Raw genomic sequence first — 21,561 nt, 5'->3', positions numbered from 1 at the left:
GAGACCCGGGGCACGCGAGATCGGGCCTCACCCGGAGTTGCGCAATGCCGTGGCCAATCCGTTCATGGTCAGCAGGATGCCGCGTTTGACCAGTTCCGAATCATCTCCCGCACGTAGCCTGCGCAGCAGTTCGACCTGCAGCTGGTTCAGCGGTTCCAGGTACGGGAACCGGTTGCGGATGGATTCCGCCAGCGAGGGGTTGTCGGCGAGTAGATGGTCGTTACCGGTGATGGCGGCGTGGACGGCCACCGTCCGGGCGTGCTCCCGCTCGATCATCGTGAAAATACGTTTCCGCAGCTCGGCATCGTCGACCAGTTCGGCGTACCGGGCGGCGATATCGAGATCGCTCTTGGCCATCACCTGCGCGAGATTCGACAGCACGGTCCGGAAGAACGGCCAGCGGCGGTACAGATCGGCGAGCCGGGCCAGCCGCTCCGGGTCGCCGTCGATCCACTCCTCGAGCGCGGTACCCGTGCCGTACCAGCCCGGCAGCATCACCCGGGCCTGACTCCACGACATCACCCACGGGATGGCCCGCAGATCGGAGACCGAATTGGTGGGTTTACGCGACGCGGGCCGGCTGCCGATATTGAGATCGCCCACCTCGGCGACCGGAGTCGACTGCCGGAAGTACTCCACGAAACCGGGCGTCTCGTGGACCAGCTGGGCATAGGCGGCGCGCGCCCGGCCGGCCAGTTCGTCCATGAGCGCGTAGGAGGGTTCGGCATCGGCGCCCAGACCCTCGACATCGAGCAGCGTCGATTCGAGGGTGCCCGCGATGAGCGATTCGAGATTGCGATGCGCCGACCCGCGTTCGGCGTATTTCGCCGCGATGACCTCGCCCTGTTCGGTCAGTCGTAGCGAACCGCGCACCGCGCCCGCGGGCTGGGCGAGAATCGCGTCGTAACTGCGTCCCCCACCGCGGCCGACGGTACCGCCGCGACCGTGGAACAGGCGTAGCCGGATACCGTGTTCGCGCGCCAGTTCGACCAGATCCAGTTCGGCGCGGTACAGCGCCCAGTTCGCGGCCAGATAGCCGCCGTCCTTGTTCGAATCGGAGTAGCCGAGCATCACCTCCTGCCGCATACCGCGGGCGGCCACCAGCTCCCGGTACTCGGGAACCCGCAGGGCCGCGGCCAGGGTCGAGGCGCCGGCCGCGAGATCCTCGATGGTTTCGAACAGCGGGACGATACCGGCGGGGCAGGAGGGTCCGCTGTCCGTACCGCCCGGATCCAGCAGCCCACCCTCTTTCAGCAGCAACGCCGCTTCGAGCAGATCGCTGACCGAGGTGCACATGGAGATGATGTAGTTGGGTACCGCGTCCGGACCGAGCGCGGCCACCACAGCGGCGGCCGCGCGCACGATGCCCAGCTCCTTGTCCGACTGTTCGCTGAGCCGCGCGCGCGGACTCAGCAGTGGCCGGCGGGTGCGCAGTTCCCGGGTGAGCAGTTCCACCCGTTCGGACTCGGGCAGGCTCGGATAGTCCGGGTGCACGCCTGCCCAGGCCAGCAGTTCGGTGACGACCTGCTCGTGGGTTTCGGAATTCTGGCGCATATCCAGGCCCTGGAGGTGGAATCCGAAGGTCTCCACCGAATAGCGCAGGGTGGCGAGCGCGTCGTCGGCCAGCAGCGCGTCGCCACCGGCCCGCAGCGAGGCGTCCACCGCGTCGAGATCGTCGAGCAGGTCCTGGGGTGTCGGATACCCGGTGACACCGGCGGAGTCGCCCGCACCGTGGGACTCGAACTCCCAGGGGCCCGCCGCATCGGGATCCAGCGTGGCCACGGCCTGTCGCGCCGTCGCGGTGAGCCGGACCCGGATCCCGTACAGGGCCCGTCGATACGGTTCGTCAGCGTAGGTTCGCGGATCCGGGTAGCCGCGCTCGGCGAGTGCCTGCAGCGCCGGAGTCACCGGGACCAGCCGCGCCGACAGGGCCAGGGTTTTCTCCAGTCGCACCAGATCGCGCAGATAGCGCCCGAACGCCACCCCTGCGGCCTGAGCAGCGGCCGTCCGCACCACCGCCGCCGTCACATATGGGTTCCCGTCCCGGTCGCCGCCGATCCACGAACCGGGTCGCAGCACGGGTTTCGGCAGCAGCCGCTGCTCCGGCCAGCGTGATCCCAGGGCCGCGCGCACACCGGCGTTGATCTCGGGGATGACATCGAGCAGGGTGAGTTCGTAGTACCGGAGCCCGACAGCGATCTCGTCCTGGATACGCAGCCTGGACAGCCGGATCAGGGCGGTGCGCCAGAGGGTGAGCACCTGCCGCCGGATCTCGATCTCCAGCGCCGCCCGTTCGGACTCCGGGGCACGCAGCCGCTGCCGCATCAGTTCGGTGATACGGCTCTGCGTGTCGAATACCGTCCGGCGCCGGGTCTCGGTCGGATGTGCCGTGATCACCGGCGACACCAGCGCGTCGGACAGCAATTCCGCCACCCGCTCTCCCGGTACGGCCGCGGCGTCCAGTTTCCGGTAGGTGGCCGCGAGGGAGGAGTCCTGCGGCGCCTCCCCCGCCGCCTCGTGCGCGGCGCGGCGGCGGTCGCGCTGGATATCCTCGGCGAGGTTGGCCAGCAGCACGAAATAGCTGAACGCCCGGATCAGCGGTAGTGCGACCGTGATATCGACCCCGGCCAGCATTTCACCGACGGCGCTGCGCTCCACCTCCTCGCGCCGCACCCGGAACGCTTCCACCCGCACCTGCTCGACGAGGTCGAAAACCTCAGGGCCCTCGTGGTCGCGGATCGTGTCACCGAGCACGCCACCGAGGAACCGGATGTCCTCACGGAGCGGAAGGGTCGCGTCGTTTCCTGCAGCGGTCTGCGCATCGCCCATGATCAGACAGTATGGACGGCCACCGCGCCGGTAGCTGTGACGACGCACACGCCCCGGGCGAACCGGATGTGCCGGACCCCGCGAGCCCGGGCTACCGGCACAGGTGTGACCCCTTCCTCAATTCAGCAGCTCGGAATCCTCTTCGGCCGCGGGCATGCCCGCCCGGCGCCCCTGCACCAGCCATCCGGCGGTCGCGACGACGCCGACGGTGAACACCAGTTCGGCACAGTTGGTGAGCAACATGGGCGGCATCGCGGCCGACACCGCCGTCATGATCACGGTGGTCACCGTCCACAGCCGATAGCCCCGGACCCGCCATACCGCGATCGCCGCCACGAGGACCACCAGCACGGTCACGACCGGTGACAGCACACCGGCGACCGACGCGTGCGCGGTCGTGTAGCGGACGGTGCCCGCCCATTCCCGCGGCTCCAGTGTGAGCCCGGTCAGTTCCCCGAACACACCCATCGCGAGCACCGCCGCGGTCAGTACCCAGACCCCGGCCCGCACCCAGCGGGCCCGCACCCAGCCGACCCCGGCCCGGTCCGCGGCGGCCCGCGCCCACGGCATCAGCAGTGGTGTGAGTACGAGATGCGCCACGAAACGAGGTACCGACCAGGTCTCCAGGGCCGGGCCCGCCCCGGCCCAGCGCCCCGCCGCGAGCACCGCGTTGTCGTAGGCCAGCGCCACGCACACCATCGCGGGCACGATCGGCAACCTGTCGCCGGTCCACCGGATCAGCAGTAGACACCGGCCGGAAAGTGCCAGTTGTCCGGCGGCGAGCACCGCGAACAGAACGGAGGCGAGCACAGGCGTCCTTTCCGGACGCGGTCACCACGCCCGGCGATCACGTTACCGATATCGGAGACCACGACCGTGGTCGTCACCGCGTGATCCCGGACTCCGCCCGGGATGGTCCCCCGGGCCGGAGATCCGGACCGGTGGCCGCCCCGAGCTCAGCGGTACCGGCGCCGGTGTGCCCGCATCTCCACGGCTGTGCCGGACGCCGGCGCACCGAACGGCCGCGCACCGGCACCCAGCACCTTCTCGAACCGGAAGCGCCGGGTGGCACCGGAAGCCACCTCGGCGAACCCCGCCGCCGCGTAGAGCGCCCGGGCCTCGGGTTGGCGATCGCCGGTAGCCGCGGCCACCCGCACGTACCCGAGCCGGACCATCTCCGCCTCCAATTCGGCGAGCACCCGGGTCGCCAGCCCGCAGCGGCGGTGCTCGCGCGCGGTCCATACGCGTTTCAACTCGGCGGTTGTGGCATCGGCACGACGGAAAGCACCCCCGGCGACCGGGCCACTGTGGTCCACCAGCACCAGCAGATCACCGTCGGGAGCCGCGAAATCGGCGGCCGGACTGTCCCGGAACCGGCGGTGGATCGCGCCCGCGGTAGCGCCGTACCGGATGCTGTAGTCGATAGCGAGTTCCGCCAGCAACGCGACGGCCAGCGGATGGTCCTGGTGCACGTGATACAGCCGCGGTCCGCGGCCCCGCATATCGATCGCGAGCGGTGTACCCACTGCTGGTACCTCCATCACCCTCGGCCGTTGCCACACCACTCGGCCACTCCGGATGGTGATGCCGAGGTTAACGAATCGGACAGGGTCGGCACACCGGTTCCGGTCGCGTGTCGTCGAACTCTGGACACTGTTACGTTCCGTTTACACCACCCGCTGTTAACCGTTCGGTAATCCCGGCCGGTCGTGCCGGAAAAGGTATCGCGGCAGCGGATCTCCCTTTCCCGGCTCCGCCGGACACGCGAACTACCGGCCGACCGGCACCGGGTCCGGGTCGGCGGTGAGTACGCCGCGGAACTTCGCCGCGAGCAGCAGCGCCAGCGCGACCAGGGCTCCGCTCGTCCAGACCGGGCCCAGCTCACCCGCTCCGGTATCCAGAGCGAGGGCCGCCAGCATCGGTCCGGCTGCCGCGCCGACGTTCAGCGCCGCGGTCGCGTAGGAACCCGCCATGGTCGGCGCCGCCGCGGCCTCGTAGAGCACCCGTGTGATGACGGTGCTCCCGACCGCGAACGACAACGCTCCCTGGACCCCGACCGAGAGGAGCAGGGCGAGGGGACAGCCGGCCGTCAGCGCGAGCAGGAACCACCCGCCACACAGCAGCGGTCCCGCTACCGCGATGACCGTCCCGGCACGACGATCGGACAGCCGCCCGGCAACCGTCACACCGGCGAAGGAACCCACCCCGAAGAGCACGAGCGCCACCGGCACCCAGAGCGGGGCGAGCCCGGCCGGACCGGTCACCAGCGGCGCGAGGAAGGTGAAACTGCCGAAGGTGGCGGCATTCACCAGAGCTCCCAGCAGCATGACCACGAGCAGACGGGGGCGTCGCAACTGGGCGAGTTCACGGCGCAGCCGCGGGCGCGCGCCGGTATCGGTCGCTCGCCCGGGGATTCCGGCGAGGACCCCGGCCGCCACCGGTAGGCAGATCACCGCGATCGCCCAGAACGTCGCGCGCCAGCCGAGTACCGCGCCGAGCAACGCGCCGCCGGGTACCCCCGCGACGGTGGCCGCGGCGGTACCGGCCAGCAGGACCGCCAGGGCCCGGCCCTGGCGCCCGGCCGGAACCAGAGCGGCGGCCGCGGTCAGCGCGACCGCGAGGAACCCGGCGTTGGCGACAGCGGCCAGTACCCGGGTCGCCACCAGCACGGGGAAGCTTCCGGTCACGGCTCCGGCGATATGCGCGACCAGGAACAACAGCAGGAATCCCAGCAGGCTCGACCGGACCGGCCAGTTCCGGGCGAGACCCGCCATCAGCGGTGCACCCACGACCATGCCGACCGCGAACGCCGAGGTCAGCAGGCCGGTGGCGCCGAGACCCACGCCGAGATCGGCCGCGATATCCGGGACCAGCCCGGCCAGCATGAATTCCGAGGTACCCATGGCGAAGACCGCCAGGGCGAGCAGATAGAGAGCGAAGGGCATGAAGTACTCCGAGGTGGAAGAGACAGGAAACGTCTCGTCACCCCGGTCAGCGCCCGGGAATCAGCGAATCACCGGGATACGGCACGGTGGCTGCACAGCGAGAGTTCAGGGGCTGACGGGGATGACCGGCAGCCCTGCTCTGGATGCCTCGGGGCTCGACATGGGACAGAGCGTAGTGATTCGGGCGGGTCTCCGCACCACGATTTCCGGCCCCGTGCCGAACTCCGGAAGTACTCAGCTCGGATCGTCGAGCCGGACCCGGACGGTGACCCGGCCCTTCTCGTCGCGTCGCGCCGTCGCGTGGCCGCGCCGGTCGCCGTCGCGGAAGTGCAGCAGGATCGGGGCGCCCTCGCCCAGGAAGTTCCGCCACCAGCTCTTCTTGTCCGGCATGGCGACACCGATCAGCAGGCCGTCGTCCTTCTTCAGGTAGTTGACCGGGGTGCGGAAGGTCTGTCCCGACCGGCGGCCGACGTACTCGATCTGCACGAACCCCTTGCCCAGCAGCGACCCCAGTACCGGGATGTCGAGCAGGGCCACTACGCCGGTGTTGAAACCCCGGACCGCCCGGCCCAGCAGTGTCGTCGATGTCACAGGTTCCTCCTGCTCGATATCCGCCTGTCCGAAACCCGACCCTAACGTGCGTCCAGGGCAGCCGCCGACCGCGGCGAACTCCGTCACCCGGGATCTCGGGGCGGGCCGGCGGAGGCCGGGATCGCTGCCGGTTTGCGCGGGACATGCCCGGCTGCCACTATCACCTGCGGTATAGCGCCGGGACCTCGATCGCAGCGATACCGCTCATCGGCCGAGACCGGAACCGGCGGGAGAAGCAGCGTTCGATACGGAGTGGGTTGATGCTCAAAGGTTTCAAAGACTTTCTCATGCGCGGGAACGTCATCGATCTGGCCGTCGCGGTCGTGATGGGCACAGCGTTCACCGCGGTGGTGAGTTCGGTGACCAAGGGTGTGGTGGAGCCGTTGCTGGCTGTGCTCGGCGGCAGCAGCCAGTTCGGCTTCGGTATCACTCTGCTGGCGGGCAAACCCGCGACCTTCATCGCGCTCGGCCCGATCATCAGCGCCGCCATCGATTTCATCATGGTCGCCGCGGTGCTGTACTTCGCCCTCATCCTGCCGATGAAGACCATGCAGAAACGTTTCTACGCCAAGAACAATGTCGAGGCCGAACCGTCCACACCGGCCGATATCGCGCTGCTGACCGAGATCCGCGATCTACTCGCCGAGCGGGCCGAACGGCCCGAAGCACTCACCAAGGACACCCAGCAGGTGCATTCCTCCTGAATCCGGGAGAGCGCACCCGCTCATTCGAATCACGCGTCGGATAAACCTGTTCGGACGCTGACCGGGGGCATATCTTCGCCCGGTGACCTCGATCGTCCGCCATCCCGCGGCTCTCACGCTGCGCGGGGTGCGACGCAGCTTCGGATCTGCCACCGTGCTGCGCGATATCGATCTCGATATCGCGCCCGGGCAGATCGTCGCCCTCGTCGGCGCGTCCGGATCGGGGAAATCGACACTGCTGCGCCTCATCGCGGGGCTCGATCGGCCCTCGGCAGGTTCGGTGACCATCGACGCGCAGCCCATCGCGGGCGTCGACCCACGCTGCGCGGTGGTCTTCCAGGAGCCGCGCCTGCTGCCGTGGCGGAACGTGGCCGGCAATGTGGCACTCGGACTGCCCGCCGGAACCGGCCGCGCGGCCGGGGCGGCGGCGGTCCGGGACTGGCTGGATATCGTGGGGCTCACCGGGTTCGCGGAGTACCGGCCACGCCGGATCTCGGGCGGGATGGCCCAGCGGGCGGCTCTGGCGCGGGCGCTGGTACGCCGACCGGGGGTGCTGCTGCTGGACGAACCGTTCGCGGCACTGGACGCGCTCAACCGGCTGAAGATGCAGAAACTGCTGGTCGATGTGCACACCGAGATCGCGACCACCGTAGTACTGGTCACCCACGATATCGACGAAGCACTGCTGCTGGCCGACCGCATCGTGCTGCTGGAATCCGAATCCGGCCGCGGCTCCGGTATCGGCGATGTCTTCGAAGTGCCCGGCTCTCGCCCGCGGGAACGTTCCGACAGCCGGCTCACCGCGCTGCGCACCACCCTGCTCGACCGGCTCGGAGTCCCCGAGCCCGGCGCGGTTCCGGCCGCCGATGTTCTCGTGAAGGAGACCGCCCGATGAAGTTCCGTACCGTATGGGCGATCCTGACCTCGGCGGCGGCCGCGCTGACCGCCGGATGTGTCCAGGGTGAGGGGTCCGGTGCCGCGAGCGGTGCCGATATCCGGCTGGACTACGCCTACTACAACCCGCTCAGTCTGGTGGTCCGGGACCAGAAGCTGCTGGAGAACGACGGATACACCGTGACCTGGGTGCTGTCGGCGGGTAGCAACAAGGCCAATGAGAACCTGCGCGCCGAGGCCATCGATATGGGGTCGACCGCGGGCTCGGCGGCGTTGCTGGCGCGGGCCAACAACACTCCGATCAAAGTGGTGTCGTTGTACGGGAAACCGGAATGGACGGCGCTGGCGGTGGCACCGGGGTCGCCGATCGATTCGGTGGCGAAGCTGCGCGGCCGGAAGATCGCGGCGACCAAGGGCACCGACCCCTACTTCTTCCTGCTGCAGGCGCTCGCTACCGCCGGGCTCACCGGCAAGGACGTCGATATCGTCAATCTCCAGCACTCCGACGGCAAGGTCGCGCTGGAACGCGGAGCGGTGGCGGCCTGGGCCGCGCTCGACCCGTATATGGCGCAGAGCCGGCAGGAAGGCAAATCGCAACTGCTCTACCGGAACCCGGATTTCGCCACCTACGGCACCCTCGATGCCCGGGAGGATTTCCTCGCCGAACATCCGGACCGCGCGCAGGCGGTCGTGGACGCGTACGAGAAAGCGCGCGACTGGGCGCTGGCCCATCCGGCGGAACTGGCCGCGTTGCTGGCCCGGGAGGCCGGGGTGACCCCCGAGGTCGCGGCCGAGGAACTGGAACGGACCGGGCTGGACAACGACCCGGTACCGGGCCCGGAACTGCGCGGTGTCCTGGAACGGGTGGTACCCATCATCGTCGGTGACGGCAGTGTGCGGTCGGCGGAGGCCGCGACCACCTCGCTGGAATCGCTGTTCGAACCGGAATTCGCGAACCGGGCCACTCGGTGAGCACGGCGCCACTCGCCGGCCCGGATATCGATACCGCCGACGAGCGGCCGGCGGCCCGGCGGTGGTGGACGCGGTTCGGACTCGGGCTGATCGTGCCCCTCGCACTGCTCGTGCTCTGGCAGGTCGTGACCGCGGCCGGGCTGTACTCGCCCTCGCAGCTGCCGCCGCCGGCCGATGTCGGCAGCGCCGCCGGTGATCTGCTCGGCGACGGTGCGCTGTGGAACCACCTGGCCATCAGCGTGCAGCGCGAGATCATCGGATATCTCACCGGCGCGGCGGCCGCACTGGCGCTGGGCGCGCTGATCGGCCTGTCCGATCTCGCGCGCCGGATGCTCGCGCCCACGGTCGAGATCCTGCGCACCGTACCGTCACTCGCCTGGGTTCCGCTGCTGCTGTTGTGGCTGGGGATCGGCGAACAACCCAAGATCATGCTGGTCGCCATCGGCGCGTTCTTCCCGATCTACACCACCACCGCCTCGGCGCTGTCGCAGGTGGATCCGCATCTGATCGAGGTCGGCCGTGCCTACGGTCTGCGCGGCGCGACCCTGCTCACCCGGATCATGCTGCCCGCCGCGGCGCCGTCCATCCTCAACGGGTTGCGGCTCGGACTGGTCAACGGCTGGCTGTTCCTCGTCGCGGCCGAACTCATCGCCTCGTCGAAGGGGCTGGGCTTCCTGCTGATCGACAGCCAGAACACCGGCCGTACCGACGTCATGCTGCTGGCCATCATCGCGCTGGCCGGGCTCGGCAAGCTCAGCGATATCACCTTCGGAGCGGTGGAACGGGCGGTCGTGGCCCGGCGGTGACCCGGGGCCCGGATGCGGAAGGGCCCTCCCCCGCTCAACCGGCCGGCGTCAGGATCTTCAGCACCTCATCCGAGTAGTAGAACGGTTCCAATCGTTCCCGGATCAGCCCGGCGAGCACCCCGTCCCGTGCGGCGGCCTCCACCACAGCGGGCCCGTAGCGCAGGATCTCCGCGACGATATCCTCGCCGGTGAGCCCCAGTTCGCCGAGCATCGCGGCAAGCGTGTGGTCACGGTATTTCTCATGGAAGACCTGGACGCATTCGGCCACCAGCAGTCCGAAATACTCCTTCTCCCGCGTCGTCACCGCGATCCGGTAGCAGAGCCGGACGAGATCGTTGAGATCCTGTTTGGTGAGGTACTCCCGCAGGCCGCTGATCGGTTCGTCGGCGTGCAGATCCCAGAACTCCATGGTCGCGTCGTGTACCGGAGCGTCGCGCAGCATTTCGCGGATCGCGCTGTTGGTGCGTTTGAGCGCGTACATGGCGCTCTTGCCGGCGATATCGCCGAGGATCGTATTGGATTCGGCGGCCTTACGGGCGCGGTCGGCCGCGGACTGCCCGATCGACATGAGCGTGCCCATACCGGGGATCTTCTCCGCGCGCTGCCGGTTGACCTCCACGAAATCCCCGACCAGTTTGTCGACGAATTTCGAGGCGACGGTAGCGACCAGCGGGCTGTCGGTCAGGCGTTCCAGGACCCGTTCCTGGGTCCGGTGCATATCCACGATCTTCTGCAGGAGCGCTTCGACCGGTTCCCGTTCCACCAGTTCACCGAGGGTGTGATCCTCGTTGGCGGCGATACTGTCGTAGATCGCGTCGGCGAACAGGCCGACGGTATCGGCCAGTACGGCGCTGCCGCCGACCTTGTCGACGAGGGTGGCCACGGTCTGTTCGAGCCGCTCCACCTCGACCACCTCGCCCGCGTCCACCGTGCCCGCGACCTCGAGCACAGCGGCCACATCACGGGCGACGACTTCGGCGAACCGGTCGCCGCTCACTTCGTCGAGCAGCCACTGCACCTGAGCGTCGAGCAGCCGGTCGGCAAGCACACGCGCAGTATCGACCTCGTTCACAAATTCTCCTTCGAAGCGGCTTCATGCGGTCCGCGGAGGTCGCAGCGAAGGCGGAGGTATCGCCTCATCGGATCGGTCCCCTGTCGCTCCGGCGCGGGCCGGGCGGGATCAGGCCTCTTCGCCCTCGTGCAGGGAGGTGCGAATCTGCGCCAGACGATCCCGCGCAGCCTGTTCACGCGCTTCCCACTGTTCGTCGGCTCCGCGGCCGGCCGGGCTCTGCCGATCGAGTGCCCGGGCGCCGAACGCGGTGCCGATACGCCGCTCGACCTTATCGCGTACGGAACCGAACGTCGGCACACCGGAGCGGGTGTAGCCACCGACCGGACCGGAGGCTGCCGCGCCCTGCCCGGCTGCCGCGCCGATACCGGCGTCCACCTGCGATGATGCCGTGATATCGGATGTGGATCCATAGCCGGTCGAACCGGGGGTGCCGGGAATCACACCTTTTTCCGGCCCGCTCTGCCCGGTTTCCGACAGCAGTCTCGTAGCGGCCTCGTACAGGGGGGCCAGCTTGTCGCGGCCCGCGGCGGCCACCACCAGGACGGCCAGCAACTGCTCGTCGGGCAGGGCCGCCAACCGCGCGGCGAGCGCGCCCGGATCGCCTGCGCTCGGTTCACTCATGCGACCACCCTACGACGTCCGGTCCGTCCGTTCGGACGGACCGGACAACGTTGACCGCGAACAGCTCTGCCTAGGCCCGGATCGCCGCGCCCACCGCGTCCGAAGCGGCGGCTACGGCGGCGTCGCGGGCGGCGCTGGCCTCGTCCTCGGTCAGGGTGCGATCGGCGGCCCGGAAACGCAGGGCGTAGGTGAGCGATTTACGTCCCGCCCCGGCCTGCGCACCCGCGTACACATCGAACAGCGAGATATCCTCGAGCAGTTCACCGCCGCCGCTCAGCAACGCCGACTCGACGGCCGCCGCGGGAACATCGGCCGAGACGCTGACCGATACATCCTGCAGTACGGCCGGGAACGGCGAGATGGCCGGCGCCGGCCGGGACTCGCGCAGCGGTAGTGCGTCCAGATCGAGTTCCAGCGCGCAGGTGCGCGGCGGCAGCCCGGACCGTTCCAGCACACCCGGATGCAGTTCACCGGCGTAGCCGACCACGGTGCCGTCCACCGTCAGCTCGGCGCACCGCCCGGGATGCCACGGCAGCTGCTTGCCCGGTCGGCGGTCGAGCACGACCCCGGCGGCCTCGGCGATCACATCCGCGAGCGCGAAGGCGTCGGCGGCCTCTGCCGCACGGCCCGGCCCCCACGGACCACGGGGCTCCCGGCGACCGGTGAGCACCACCGCGACATGCTGCGGCTGCTCGGGCAGCGAGGCCAGCAGTTCGCCGATCTCGGAATCGGTCGGGCGGCGATCCACCGGCAGCGGTGCCACGGGTTTGGTATCCGGCCCCGGCAACACCACCTGGGCGATCCCGTAGAGCGACAGATCACGCGCGCCGCGGGAGATATTGCGGACCGCGATCTCGAGCAGCCCCGGCAGCAAGGTGGTGGCGAGTTCGGCCCGCTCGACATCCAGCGGGTTCAGTACCCGGGTGGTCGTCCGCCGGGGGTCGTCCTCGTCCAGGCCCCAGGTGTCGAAGACATCCGCGGGCAGGAATACCGGCGGCGGCACCTCGACGCAACCGGCGAAGGCCAGCGCCCGGCTCACCGCGCGGCGGCGGCGCTGCACCGGGCTGAGACCGCGTCCGGCCGGTGCCTGCGGTAGTACCAGCGGGATCTGCTCCAAGCCCTCGAGCCGCAGGACTTCTTCCACCAGATCGGCGGGCTGGGTGAGATCGGGCCGCCAGCTCGCCGGGGTGACCACCAACTGGCCGTGCCCGCTGGTCTCGTCGACCGCGACCTCGACATGGCAGCCGATCTGGGTCAGGCGGCGCGCGGAAGTACCCGGGGCGTACTGCACCCCCGCGACGCGATCTGGCAGATCGATATCCATGCGGATGGCCGCCGGTGCGGACAACGGCAGCCGGATATCGGTGAGGGTGGGCTCCACCGTGCCCCCGGCGATTTCGGCGAGCAGGCTCGCGGCCCGGTCCAGCGCGGCCAGGTTGAGTTCCGGATCGACCACTCGCTCGTAGCGTTTGCTCGCTTCGGACACCAGTTTGTGGCGGCGCGCGGTGCGATAGATGAACAGTGGATCCCAGGTCGCGGCTTCCAGCACGATATCGGTGGATTCCGCGCCCACCTCGGTGGACGCACCACCCATCACACCGGCCAGGGAGACAACACCCGTGTCGTCGGCGATGACCACATCCTCGGCGTCGAGTTCGCGTTCGACCTCGTCGAGCGTGCGCAGCGTTTCGCCGGCGGCGGCCCGGCGCACCACCAGCCCACCGCTGAGTTTCGCGGCATCGAAGGCGTGCAGCGGCTGTCCGAGTTCCAGCATCACGTAATTGGTGACATCGACGGCCGGGGAGATCGGCCGTACTCCGGACAGCAGCAGCCGGCGCTGCAACCACCACGGGCTCACCGCGTGCGGGTCGATACCTGTCACTCGGCGGACCCCGAAACGGGTGCACTGCGTTTCCGGTTCCACGCGGACCGGCCACGCCTCGTCGCCGTCACCCAGCGTGCGGACGGCCGGGTCGGCGTATTCGAGGTCGAAACCGCAGGCCAGTTCACGGGCCAGACCACGGACGGAGAAGCAGTAGCCGCGATCGGGAGTGATGTTCAGTTCGACGACGGTATCGCCGAGGCCGAGCAGTTCGTTGGCGTCGGTACCGGGTTCGGCCGTACCGGGTTCCAGCACGAGGATGCCCGAATGGTCCTTGCCGATACCGAGTTCGGCGACCGAGCAGATCATGCCGTTGGAGATATGCCCGTAGGTCTTGCGCGAGGAGATGGCGAAACCGCCCGGCAGCACACCGCCCGGCAGCACCACCACCACCAGATCACCGACGGCGAAATTGGACGCGCCGCAGACGATCTCCTGGGGTTCGCCGGTACCTATATCGACCTTGCAGAACCGGATCGGCTTCTTGAACTCGGTGAGTTCGGTGATCTCGGCCACCCGGCCGACCACCAGCGGATGCTCGATCTCGCCGCCCACTCGTTCGAGGGTGTCGATCTCCTCGACTTCCAGTCCGACCCGGACGAATCCGGCGTCGAGTTCCTCCGGCGTCACCTCCCAGCCGGGAACGGTGCGGCGGATCGTTTCGGTCAGCCAGGACTGCGCTACTCGCACTGTGACGTTCGCTCTCTCGCTCGGAAAAGATCAGGACCGGATGCCGAAGGGCAGGGTGAACCGCACATCGCCCTCGACGATGTCGCGCATATCGGGAATGCCGTTGCGGAACTGGAGTGTCCGCTCCAACCCCATCCCGAAGGCGAAACCGCTGTACACATCGGGATCGATACCGCTGGCGATCAGCACCTTCGGGTTGACCATGCCGCAGCCGCCCCATTCGACCCAGCCGGCGCCGCCCTTCTTGTCCGGGAACCACACGTCGACCTCGGCCGAGGGTTCGGTGAACGGGAAGTAGTTGGGCCGGATCCGGGTGGTGGTGTCGGGGCCGAACAATGCCCGCGCGAACGCGTCCAGGGTGCCGCGCAGATGGGCCATGGTCAGGCCCTTATCGATGGCCAGCCCCTCGACCTGGGAGAACACCGGAGTGTGGGTGGCGTCCAGTTCGTCGGTGCGGAAGGTTCGACCCGGGCACACCACATAGATCGGCAACTCCCGTTCCAGCATGGACCGCACCTGCACCGGCGAGGTGTGGGTGCGCAGCACCTGGCGCGAACCGGCCGGTGCGATATGGAAGGTGTCCTGCATGGTGCGGGCGGGGTGGTCGGGCAGGAAGTTGAGCGCGTCGAAGTTGAAATGCTCGGTTTCCACCTCCGGGCCCTCGGCGATCTCCCAGCCCATCCCGACGAACACATCGGCGACCTGCTCGGAGATGACGGTGATCGGATGCCGGGCACCCACCGGACCCCGGTTCGCCGGAAGTGTGACATCGATCGCCTCGGCGACCAGCACCGCGGCATCGCGTTCGGCGAGCAGTACCCGCTGGCGTTCCTCGAAGGCCTCCGAGACCCGCGACCGGGCCTTGTTCACCCGCTTACCGGCGTCCGCCTTCTCCGATTTGGGCAACGACCCCAGCGATCGCTGCGCCAGCGCGATCGGCGACCGGCCACCCATGTACTCGGTTTTCGCGGCGGCGAGCGCGTCCAGATCGGCGGCGGCCGCAAAGGCCTTCTCGGCCGCCGCGGCCGCGGCGGCCAGGGCTTCTTCGGTGAGGGCGGATTCCTGCCCGCCGGTCGCTGCGCCTGCGTCGGTGTCGTCGGCCACGGTCTACTCGTCTCTCCCCTGGGCATCGGTGAGCGGGCGCGGTCGGCTCCGGCGCCCGTATTGCTGCTGGTGGAATCGTATTCGATGGCCCCCACCCGGCTCACGCCGATATCCCCCGCCGATCACTGCCCGGTGCGCGGACACCCGCAACCGGTAAAGTCCCCTCCGATGACGAACGCCTTGACCCGCACCGAGACGCTCGCCGGACGTGCCCGCCAGCAGGCGGTCTGGCTGCTGCCGCTTCTGGCGGTGCTCGTGACGTGGGTGTGTATCTCGCACCCGATCGATCCGTTCCGCAGCATCAGCGGCGAATACATCGACCTCGAGGTCTACCGCCTCGGGGTCGAGGAGTGGCGCTCGGGTGGCGACCTCTACGGCCATCTGCCCGAGACGGGTGCCGATATCAGCCTGCCGTTCATCTACCCGCCGTTCGCGGCGCTGGCCCTCGGTATCTACGCACTGCTGCCGTGGGCGGCCTCGGTGATCACCTATCTGGTGGTCTCGATCGGCGCGCTGGCGGTCACCCTGTTCCTGGTGGCCCGCCAGATCTGGCCGCAGCAGGATCAGCGCAAACTCGCGGTGGTGGTGACCGCGAGCGCGACCCCGCTGTCGCTGCTGCTGGAACCGGTCTGGTCGACCCTCGATTTCGGCCAGGTCAATCTGATCCTGATGGGCCTCGTCGCCGCCGACTGCCTGACCCGCAGCCCGCGCTGGCCGCGCGGGATGCTGCTCGGCATCGCCGCGGCGATCAAGCTGACCCCGGCGGCTTTCGTTCTGTTCTTCCTGATCCGCAAGGACTACAAGGCCGCCGCGACGGCCGCGATCAGCGGCGCCGTCGCCACGGCGATCGGTTTCGCGGTGATGCCCGACGAGTCGGTGCGGTACTGGTTCGGCGGGTTCGGCAATGTCGGCGGTCTGAGCGGATCGGAGTTCCAGACCAACCAGTCGATCCAGGCGGTGCTGGCCCGTTTCGAGATCACCGGCACCTTGGCCACCGCGCTCTGGCTGCTCGCCGCGATCGCACTCGTCGCGGTGGCAGTGGCCGCCATCCGGCGTACCGGCACGCCGCCGATGATCGCGCTGGCGGTAAACGCGGTGGTCGCGCTGCTCGTCTCCCCCATCTCCTGGTCGCACCATTGGGTATGGGTGGCACCGGCACTGCTGGCGATGATCGGTTACGCCACCACCCGGCCCTGGTCCGAGGTGCGCGGCTGGTACGCGGCGGCGGTGGCCACCGCCGTGGTCTTCGTCCTGGCGAAACACAACGATCTGCCCGGCAACGACGGCCGGGAACTCGACTGGTCGACCTGGCAGAAAGTGATCGGCAACGGCTACGTCTGGTTCAGCGTGCTGCTGGTGGTGCTCTACGCGACCGCGAGCCGGCGGCAGCGGACCCTGCCGCGGCCCGCGCCCGCGGGTGCCGGCGAATCGCTGGTTTCGGTCCGCGAACGCTGATCGGCGGCGCGCCGGTACGCACCGCCGATCGGTCCCGTGCGAGGTCGGGCGACCCGCTACGGCGGACCCGCGACCATCAATGCACCACTTCCCGCACGGTGGACCGCCCCGGTAGCAGCGCGGCCGCCAGCGCCCCGGCGGCGACGACCCCCGCGCCGACCCAGACCGCCGGCACCAGTCCGTCCACGTAGCTCTGTGGGTCGGTGTACGCGCCGTACGAGGCGAACACCGAGGCCAGAACCGCGATACCCATGGCCACGCCGACCTCCCGGACCGTGTTGTTGGTGCCGGAGGCCACCGAACGATCCGCCTCCGGCACCGCACCCATCACCACGGTCGCCAGGGGCGCGAAGGTCAACCCCATCCCGACTCCGGCCAGCAGCAGCGGCGCCACGAAGGTGCCGTAGCCGAGGTCCACCGCGATGATCGCGGCCATCCAGGCCAGTGCCACCGCCAGCAGCGCCTGCCCGGTAACGAGCAGTATCCGCGCACCGACCCGGTCGATCACCAGACCGGCCAGCGGGGCCACCACCATCGGCGCCATGGTCCAGGGCATGGTCCGGATACCGGATTCGAGCGGCGTATGTCCCTGCACCACCTGGAAGAACTGGGCGAGCAGGAAGATCGATCCGAACACACCGACGGAGAAGGCGAAGGCCACCACATTGGCCACGCTGAATGCCCGGACCCGGAACAGTCGCGGCGCGAGCATGGGGGCGGCCGCCCGGTGCTCCCACGCGATGAGCGCGCCCAGCAGGACCGCACCGCCGATCAGCGCCGTGCGGACACCGCGGGAACCCCAGCCGTCGTCGGCCCCGTGGACAATGCCCCAGACGACCGCCAGCACTCCGGCCGAGGCCAGCACCAGCCCGATCGGATCCAGGCGGCCCCCACCCCCGTGAGTGTCACGCAGCGACCAGAACACCAGCGGCAGGACCAGCACCCCGATCGGTACATTGACCCAGAAGATCCACTGCCAGCTCAGCCCGTCGACCACGGCCCCACCGAGCAACGGCCCCACCGCGACCCCCAGCCCGGCGATCCCGCCCCAGATCCCGATGGCCGCGCTGCGCAGGCGTTCGGGTACCGCGTCCGAGAGCAGGGTCAGCGACAGCGGCATGACCGCGGCGCCACCGAACCCCTGCACCACCCGGGCCGCGACCAGCGTGCCCGGATCGGTGGCGAGCGCGCAGGCCGCCGAGGCGAGGGTGAAGACGGCGATACCCGCCAGGAACACCCGGCGCCGGCCCACCCGGTCGCCGAGGGCCGACGCGGTGAGCAGAAGCGCTGCGAACGACAGTGTGTAGGCGTTGACGAACCACTGGAGATCGCCGAGCGAGGCGTTCAACTCGGTGCGGATCACCGGGAGCGCGTTGGTGACCACCAGGTTGTCCAGGGTGACCATGAACATCGGAATCCCGACCGCGGCGAGAACGGCGGCCAGCGGTCGCCGGGGCTCCGTATCGGGCACCGGCGTGGCCGGGTGCGGCGCGGTCGTGGCCGGTGGGCTCAGCATCTCGGTCATATCCAGTCCTTGTTGTAATCGACTGATAACTACACTGGATCCAACGGTATGCATCGACTGATAACATGTCAACAGCGGACAGACGACAGGAGGGCCATGCCGGAATCGACCAGGACCAGGATGACCGCCGGCGAACGCGGAGCGCAGGTACTGACCGCAGCGGTCGCCGCTTTCGCGGAAACCGGCTACGCGGCTACCCGCACCGACGAGATCGCCCGCCGGGCAGGGGTCTCCCAGCCCTACGTCATCCGCCTCTTCGGCTCCAAACAGCGGCTGTTCCTGGCGGCGGTCGCGCAGGTCTGCGATCGTATCGAGGCGGTGTTCACCGAAGCCGCCGCGGCGGCCGGGCCGGCCGGGCCTATTGATGCCATGTCGCACGCCTACGACAGGTTCCTGGCCGAACGCGAACTCCTCCAGGTCCTCCTGCACGCGTTCGCCGCCGCCGCCGATCCCGAGATCGGCCCGGTCGTCCGTGAACGCTACGGCCGGATCTATCACCTGATCGGCGAACTGACCGGCGCCTCGATCACCGAGCGGCGGCGGTTCCTCTCCGCCGGGATGCTGCTCACGGTGATGGCGGCCCTACAGGTCGCCGGACCCGATTCGATTCCCGCCGACTGGGCCACCGAACTTCTCGACAACCTGGCCGAATACGGCAACTGATCACGACACGGCGGGCCACCGGGCACAGGAGAGCACGCCAGCGGCCCGAGGCCCATCCGATCCGGCGACCGGTCGACGTGAACCCTCCGTACTCGGAAACCCGTTGACCGATCCACCGCGCGAGCCCCTGGCGCTGTGAGCACGGGGGCCGATCCGGTAGTGGCGGCGAGATCAGTGACGGCCGAATCGGATACGCGAGTTGGCATAGAGACAGATCGCGGCGGCGGTCGCCAGATTGAGACTTTCGGCGCGACCCCGGATCGGAATACGGACGCGATGGTGCGCCCGCCGGGCCACCTCTGTATCCAGACCGTGTGCCTCGTTACCGAACAACCAGGCGACCGGTCGCGCGAACAGGTCGTCGGCGGCGTCGAGATCGATCTCACCGTCGGCCGCGGTCGCCACGGTGGTGATCCCCGCGGATTCGATACAGTCCAGCACGGCGGCGGTATCGCGTTCCCGGACGATCGGTACGTGGAAGAGGCTGCCCGCGCAGGATCGCACGCATTTTCCGTTGTGCGGGTCCACACTGTCCCCCGCCAGCACCACCGCGTCCGCACCCACCGCGTCGACCACCCGGATCAGCGTGCCCGCATTACCGGGGTCGGCGATACCGACCGGCACAGCCAGCATGCGCGGGACGCCGGTTCCGGCCGCCGGCACCACCTCGTCCAGCGGTACGTCGACGAGCTCACAGACCGCCACCAGCCCGGGCGGGGTAACCGTCTCGCCCAGCGCCTGCGCGGCCCGGTCGGTGACCAGCGTCGTGCGCACCCCACCGGCTTCGGCACCGGCGATCAACGCGTGCTCCCGCGTCGCACCGTCGGCGGAATAGAAGAGTTCGCGAACCCGGCCGGATCCGAGCGCGGCACCGACGGAGTTGGCGCCCTCGGCCAGGAACAGCCCGGCCCGCTTCCGCGCAGCACCACGATGGAGTTTGACAGCGGCGATCACATGGGAATTCCGCACGTCTGCAGGTTGTTGTCGGCCGGGCACCAAGCGATCGTAGAGGGTCCCGCGAAGCGTCCCGCACGAAGCCACTACCCCGGCAGAAACGCGACCCGATCACCGATCCGCCTCGGTCGTCCGAGCCGGCGAGCTGCGTACCGCTGCGTCGGCCACCGATACGGCCCACCCTCCGGCGACCGGTCACCTTCGGCTTTCATCCCACGGCCGGGGTTATTCCGACAATTCTCGGCGACCGGAAGATATACGGCGCGCTGGGGACCATACCGTCCGACCGTACGAGCTCCAGCCTGGTCAACGCCCCCTGTATCGCGTCATCGCTGATTCCGAGGTCTGTGAACGCCGCCCGGATCTGTTCCGGGTCGACCGAACTGACGGCACGCATCACATCTTCGTGCAGTGGCATCGGCTCGGTGTCGGGGCTACGGAGAAAATGCGAATAGTGGCTTGCCTGCAGATCCCCGAACAACGGTGCGGGCGAATCGGGCAGCGTCATCTCGTGGTCGAACGCAACGAGATCGCCCTCCGAAGTGGTCCGGAAATTGGTGTAACCGCGATCGGAGTTTCCCAGCACGAAGTCGAGCACGGCCATCTGATGTTGCTGCAACTCGGGATAGGCCGTCGGCATCAGGGGATCGGAGGTATCCGGCACGAACCGTTGCAGCGATCCCGGCCCGTGCGGTCCGTCGACCAGAGCCGCCGGTGGCACCAAACGGAATCCGAGCAACTCGTTCAGACGAAAAGCCGCCACCTCTCTCTTGGCAGCCTCGCCGGGCACGGGCGGGATTCCCCAGCGCCGGCCCAGCTTCTCTCCTGATATGGGCTTGTAGATGTAGAGCTCATCGTCGCCGACGACTCGCATGAGATGGACCTGGTTGGTCGGACTTTCTCCATCCGGAAGCCAATTCCGCACCTCCCCGTCGAGCCGGAGGCCCTGCACCCGCAGTTCGGCCGGACTCGGCCGATAGCCCGCCGACGGTCCTCGCCCAGGCGCGTCTCCGTCGATCACCCGAAGTCCCGCCACGCCTTCGACCTGGGCATCGACAAGCCCATCGCTACCTTCCCCGGTGGTGGAACCATGGGCTCGATAGTGACGTTCGAGCACTCGGCTCGCGCCGTCGAGTGTAGTGGCCACCCGTTCGTTCGCCTCTCGGAAGAGCCACGCGATATCGACCCGCACCCGATGCCGCCCGAGTACGTCCGCTTCGTCCAGCGTGATCAGACGTTCGTAACCCCCGGACATCAGTTCGGATCATCACCGATCGTTTCGCAGCGTCCGGGTTGCGCACTGCTCTCACGGATAGGCGTACGCCCCGGCACTGGGGTCGGCCGAACACCCACCTCGGGCCACCGGGCCGACACCGTCACCACTCGATCGGTCTTTGCCACAGTTGCTCCCGGGTCCGGCAATACATTGTCGGTACCATTCGATCACCTCGATCGGCCCAGCACATCCGTAGTCGATACCGGTACAACGGCTCCCGGGGCACAGCCCGCCTCCTCCACATGGATCACACCCGGTCGGTGAGAGCAGGCAACTGCGCACCGCGCCGAACGGTGGGCAGCCGGCGATTCGATCTAGGAGAGACTCTCCAGGAATTCGCGCACGAAGCACAGCGGGCAGATCGGATCGAACGGCGCTGTCGTGGCCTCGACCGGTCCGGACGGCGTGGCGGGTACCACCGGTATCCCCGCGGCGGCCGCCGTCGCCGGCTGCAGACCGATCGCCAGGGAAACCGCGAGCGCGGCACTGATATTCAGGAACATTCGGCGCATGCGTCCTCCTCGGCGTCCACGGATGAGCCGCCACTGTAGCAATCCCGCGACGGCGGCGCAGTCCTT

19 protein-coding genes are annotated in these 21,561 nt (G+C 68.8%); 6 read left to right on the top strand and 13 right to left on the bottom strand.

Going from position 1 to position 21,561, the window contains the following annotated elements; genetic code table 11:
- Positions 1 to 27: 27 nt before the first annotated feature.
- The 5 genes from ppc to ACWEWT_RS14615 all read right to left on the bottom strand — a co-directional run bounded on the left by ppc (position 28) and on the right by ACWEWT_RS14615 (position 6,365).
- Entirely contained in the window at positions 28 to 2,829 is a 2,802-nt protein-coding gene (gene ppc / locus ACWEWT_RS14635) for a phosphoenolpyruvate carboxylase (protein WP_452559117.1), read from the bottom strand.
- Between the two features lie 117 nt (positions 2,830 to 2,946).
- Positions 2,947 to 3,639, bottom strand: a complete 693-nt coding sequence (locus ACWEWT_RS14630; protein ID WP_452559116.1) for a hypothetical protein — start codon at positions 3,637 to 3,639, stop codon at positions 2,947 to 2,949.
- A gap of 146 nt (positions 3,640 to 3,785) precedes the next feature.
- On the bottom strand, positions 3,786 to 4,355 hold the full coding sequence (locus ACWEWT_RS14625; RefSeq protein WP_452559115.1) for a GNAT family N-acetyltransferase: 570 nt from the start codon (positions 4,353 to 4,355) through the stop codon (positions 3,786 to 3,788).
- Positions 4,356 to 4,598: 243 nt separating this feature from the next.
- Entirely contained in the window at positions 4,599 to 5,774 is a 1,176-nt protein-coding gene (locus tag ACWEWT_RS14620; RefSeq protein WP_452559114.1) for a Cmx/CmrA family chloramphenicol efflux MFS transporter, read from the bottom strand.
- A gap of 234 nt (positions 5,775 to 6,008) precedes the next feature.
- Positions 6,009 to 6,365: a hypothetical protein gene (locus ACWEWT_RS14615; RefSeq protein WP_452559113.1), complete on the bottom strand. Its 357-nt coding sequence runs from the start codon at positions 6,363 to 6,365 to the stop codon at positions 6,009 to 6,011.
- Between the two features lie 260 nt (positions 6,366 to 6,625).
- Here ACWEWT_RS14615 and mscL point away from each other — a divergent pair, with 260 nt between their 5' ends.
- From mscL to ACWEWT_RS14595, 4 genes are all read left to right on the top strand, one after another.
- Positions 6,626 to 7,069 (top strand): large conductance mechanosensitive channel protein MscL, encoded by a 444-nt coding sequence (gene mscL, locus ACWEWT_RS14610; RefSeq protein WP_452559112.1) that lies wholly within the window; start codon positions 6,626 to 6,628, stop codon positions 7,067 to 7,069.
- Positions 7,070 to 7,151: 82 nt separating this feature from the next.
- Positions 7,152 to 7,964, top strand: coding sequence for an ABC transporter ATP-binding protein (locus ACWEWT_RS14605; RefSeq protein ID WP_452559111.1), 813 nt, complete (start codon positions 7,152 to 7,154; stop codon positions 7,962 to 7,964).
- Positions 7,961 to 8,935 (top strand): aliphatic sulfonate ABC transporter substrate-binding protein, encoded by a 975-nt coding sequence (locus ACWEWT_RS14600; RefSeq protein ID WP_452559110.1) that lies wholly within the window; start codon positions 7,961 to 7,963, stop codon positions 8,933 to 8,935. The genes ACWEWT_RS14605 and ACWEWT_RS14600 overlap by 4 nt, the downstream gene beginning before the upstream one ends.
- A gap of 110 nt (positions 8,936 to 9,045) precedes the next feature.
- The gene (locus ACWEWT_RS14595; protein ID WP_452559183.1) at positions 9,046 to 9,741 is read left to right on the top strand and encodes an ABC transporter permease; all 696 of its coding nucleotides are present in this window, start codon (positions 9,046 to 9,048) and stop codon (positions 9,739 to 9,741) included.
- 34 nt (positions 9,742 to 9,775) lie between these two features.
- Here the strand turns inward: ACWEWT_RS14595 and ACWEWT_RS14590 are convergent, their stop codons facing one another.
- The 4 genes from ACWEWT_RS14590 to pheS form a co-directional block, all read right to left on the bottom strand.
- Entirely contained in the window at positions 9,776 to 10,813 is a 1,038-nt protein-coding gene (locus ACWEWT_RS14590; RefSeq protein ID WP_452559108.1) for a hypothetical protein, read from the bottom strand.
- A 108-nt stretch (positions 10,814 to 10,921) separates the two neighbouring features.
- Positions 10,922 to 11,434 carry a hypothetical protein gene (locus ACWEWT_RS14585; protein WP_452559107.1) on the bottom strand — a complete coding sequence of 171 codons (513 nt, stop codon included), beginning with the start codon at positions 11,432 to 11,434 and terminating at the stop codon, positions 10,922 to 10,924.
- Between the two features lie 70 nt (positions 11,435 to 11,504).
- A complete protein-coding gene (gene pheT / locus ACWEWT_RS14580) occupies positions 11,505 to 14,006 on the bottom strand; it encodes a phenylalanine--tRNA ligase subunit beta (RefSeq protein ID WP_452559106.1) in 2,502 nt (833 codons plus the stop codon).
- A 30-nt stretch (positions 14,007 to 14,036) separates the two neighbouring features.
- Positions 14,037 to 15,110, bottom strand: coding sequence for a phenylalanine--tRNA ligase subunit alpha (pheS, locus tag ACWEWT_RS14575; RefSeq protein ID WP_452559104.1), 1,074 nt, complete (start codon positions 15,108 to 15,110; stop codon positions 14,037 to 14,039).
- 168 nt (positions 15,111 to 15,278) lie between these two features.
- On the opposite strand from pheS, the gene ACWEWT_RS14570 reads away from it, so the two are divergent.
- A complete protein-coding gene (locus ACWEWT_RS14570; RefSeq protein ID WP_452559103.1) occupies positions 15,279 to 16,565 on the top strand; it encodes a glycosyltransferase 87 family protein in 1,287 nt (428 codons plus the stop codon).
- Positions 16,566 to 16,641: 76 nt separating this feature from the next.
- Here the strand turns inward: ACWEWT_RS14570 and ACWEWT_RS14565 are convergent, their stop codons facing one another.
- Entirely contained in the window at positions 16,642 to 18,090 is a 1,449-nt protein-coding gene (locus ACWEWT_RS14565) for an MFS transporter (protein WP_452559101.1), read from the bottom strand.
- A gap of 96 nt (positions 18,091 to 18,186) precedes the next feature.
- Between ACWEWT_RS14565 and ACWEWT_RS14560 the strand changes: the two genes are divergently transcribed.
- On the top strand, positions 18,187 to 18,753 hold the full coding sequence (locus ACWEWT_RS14560) for a TetR/AcrR family transcriptional regulator (RefSeq protein WP_452559099.1): 567 nt from the start codon (positions 18,187 to 18,189) through the stop codon (positions 18,751 to 18,753).
- A gap of 171 nt (positions 18,754 to 18,924) precedes the next feature.
- Here ACWEWT_RS14560 and ACWEWT_RS14555 read toward each other — a convergent pair whose 3' ends face one another.
- The 3 genes from ACWEWT_RS14555 to ACWEWT_RS14545 all read right to left on the bottom strand — a co-directional run bounded on the left by ACWEWT_RS14555 (position 18,925) and on the right by ACWEWT_RS14545 (position 21,495).
- The gene (locus ACWEWT_RS14555) at positions 18,925 to 19,722 is read right to left on the bottom strand and encodes a TrmH family RNA methyltransferase (RefSeq protein WP_452559098.1); all 798 of its coding nucleotides are present in this window, start codon (positions 19,720 to 19,722) and stop codon (positions 18,925 to 18,927) included.
- A 193-nt stretch (positions 19,723 to 19,915) separates the two neighbouring features.
- Entirely contained in the window at positions 19,916 to 20,962 is a 1,047-nt protein-coding gene (locus ACWEWT_RS14550) for a hypothetical protein (protein WP_452559097.1), read from the bottom strand.
- 335 nt (positions 20,963 to 21,297) lie between these two features.
- Complete coding sequence (locus tag ACWEWT_RS14545; protein WP_452559095.1) at positions 21,298 to 21,495, bottom strand: hypothetical protein; 198 nt, start codon at positions 21,493 to 21,495, stop codon at positions 21,298 to 21,300.
- Between the last annotated feature and the right edge of the window lie 66 nt (positions 21,496 to 21,561).

It is taken from the genome of Nocardia sp. NPDC003963 (assembly GCF_053605105.1).
This window is presented reverse-complemented; position numbering and strand designations above follow the sequence as displayed.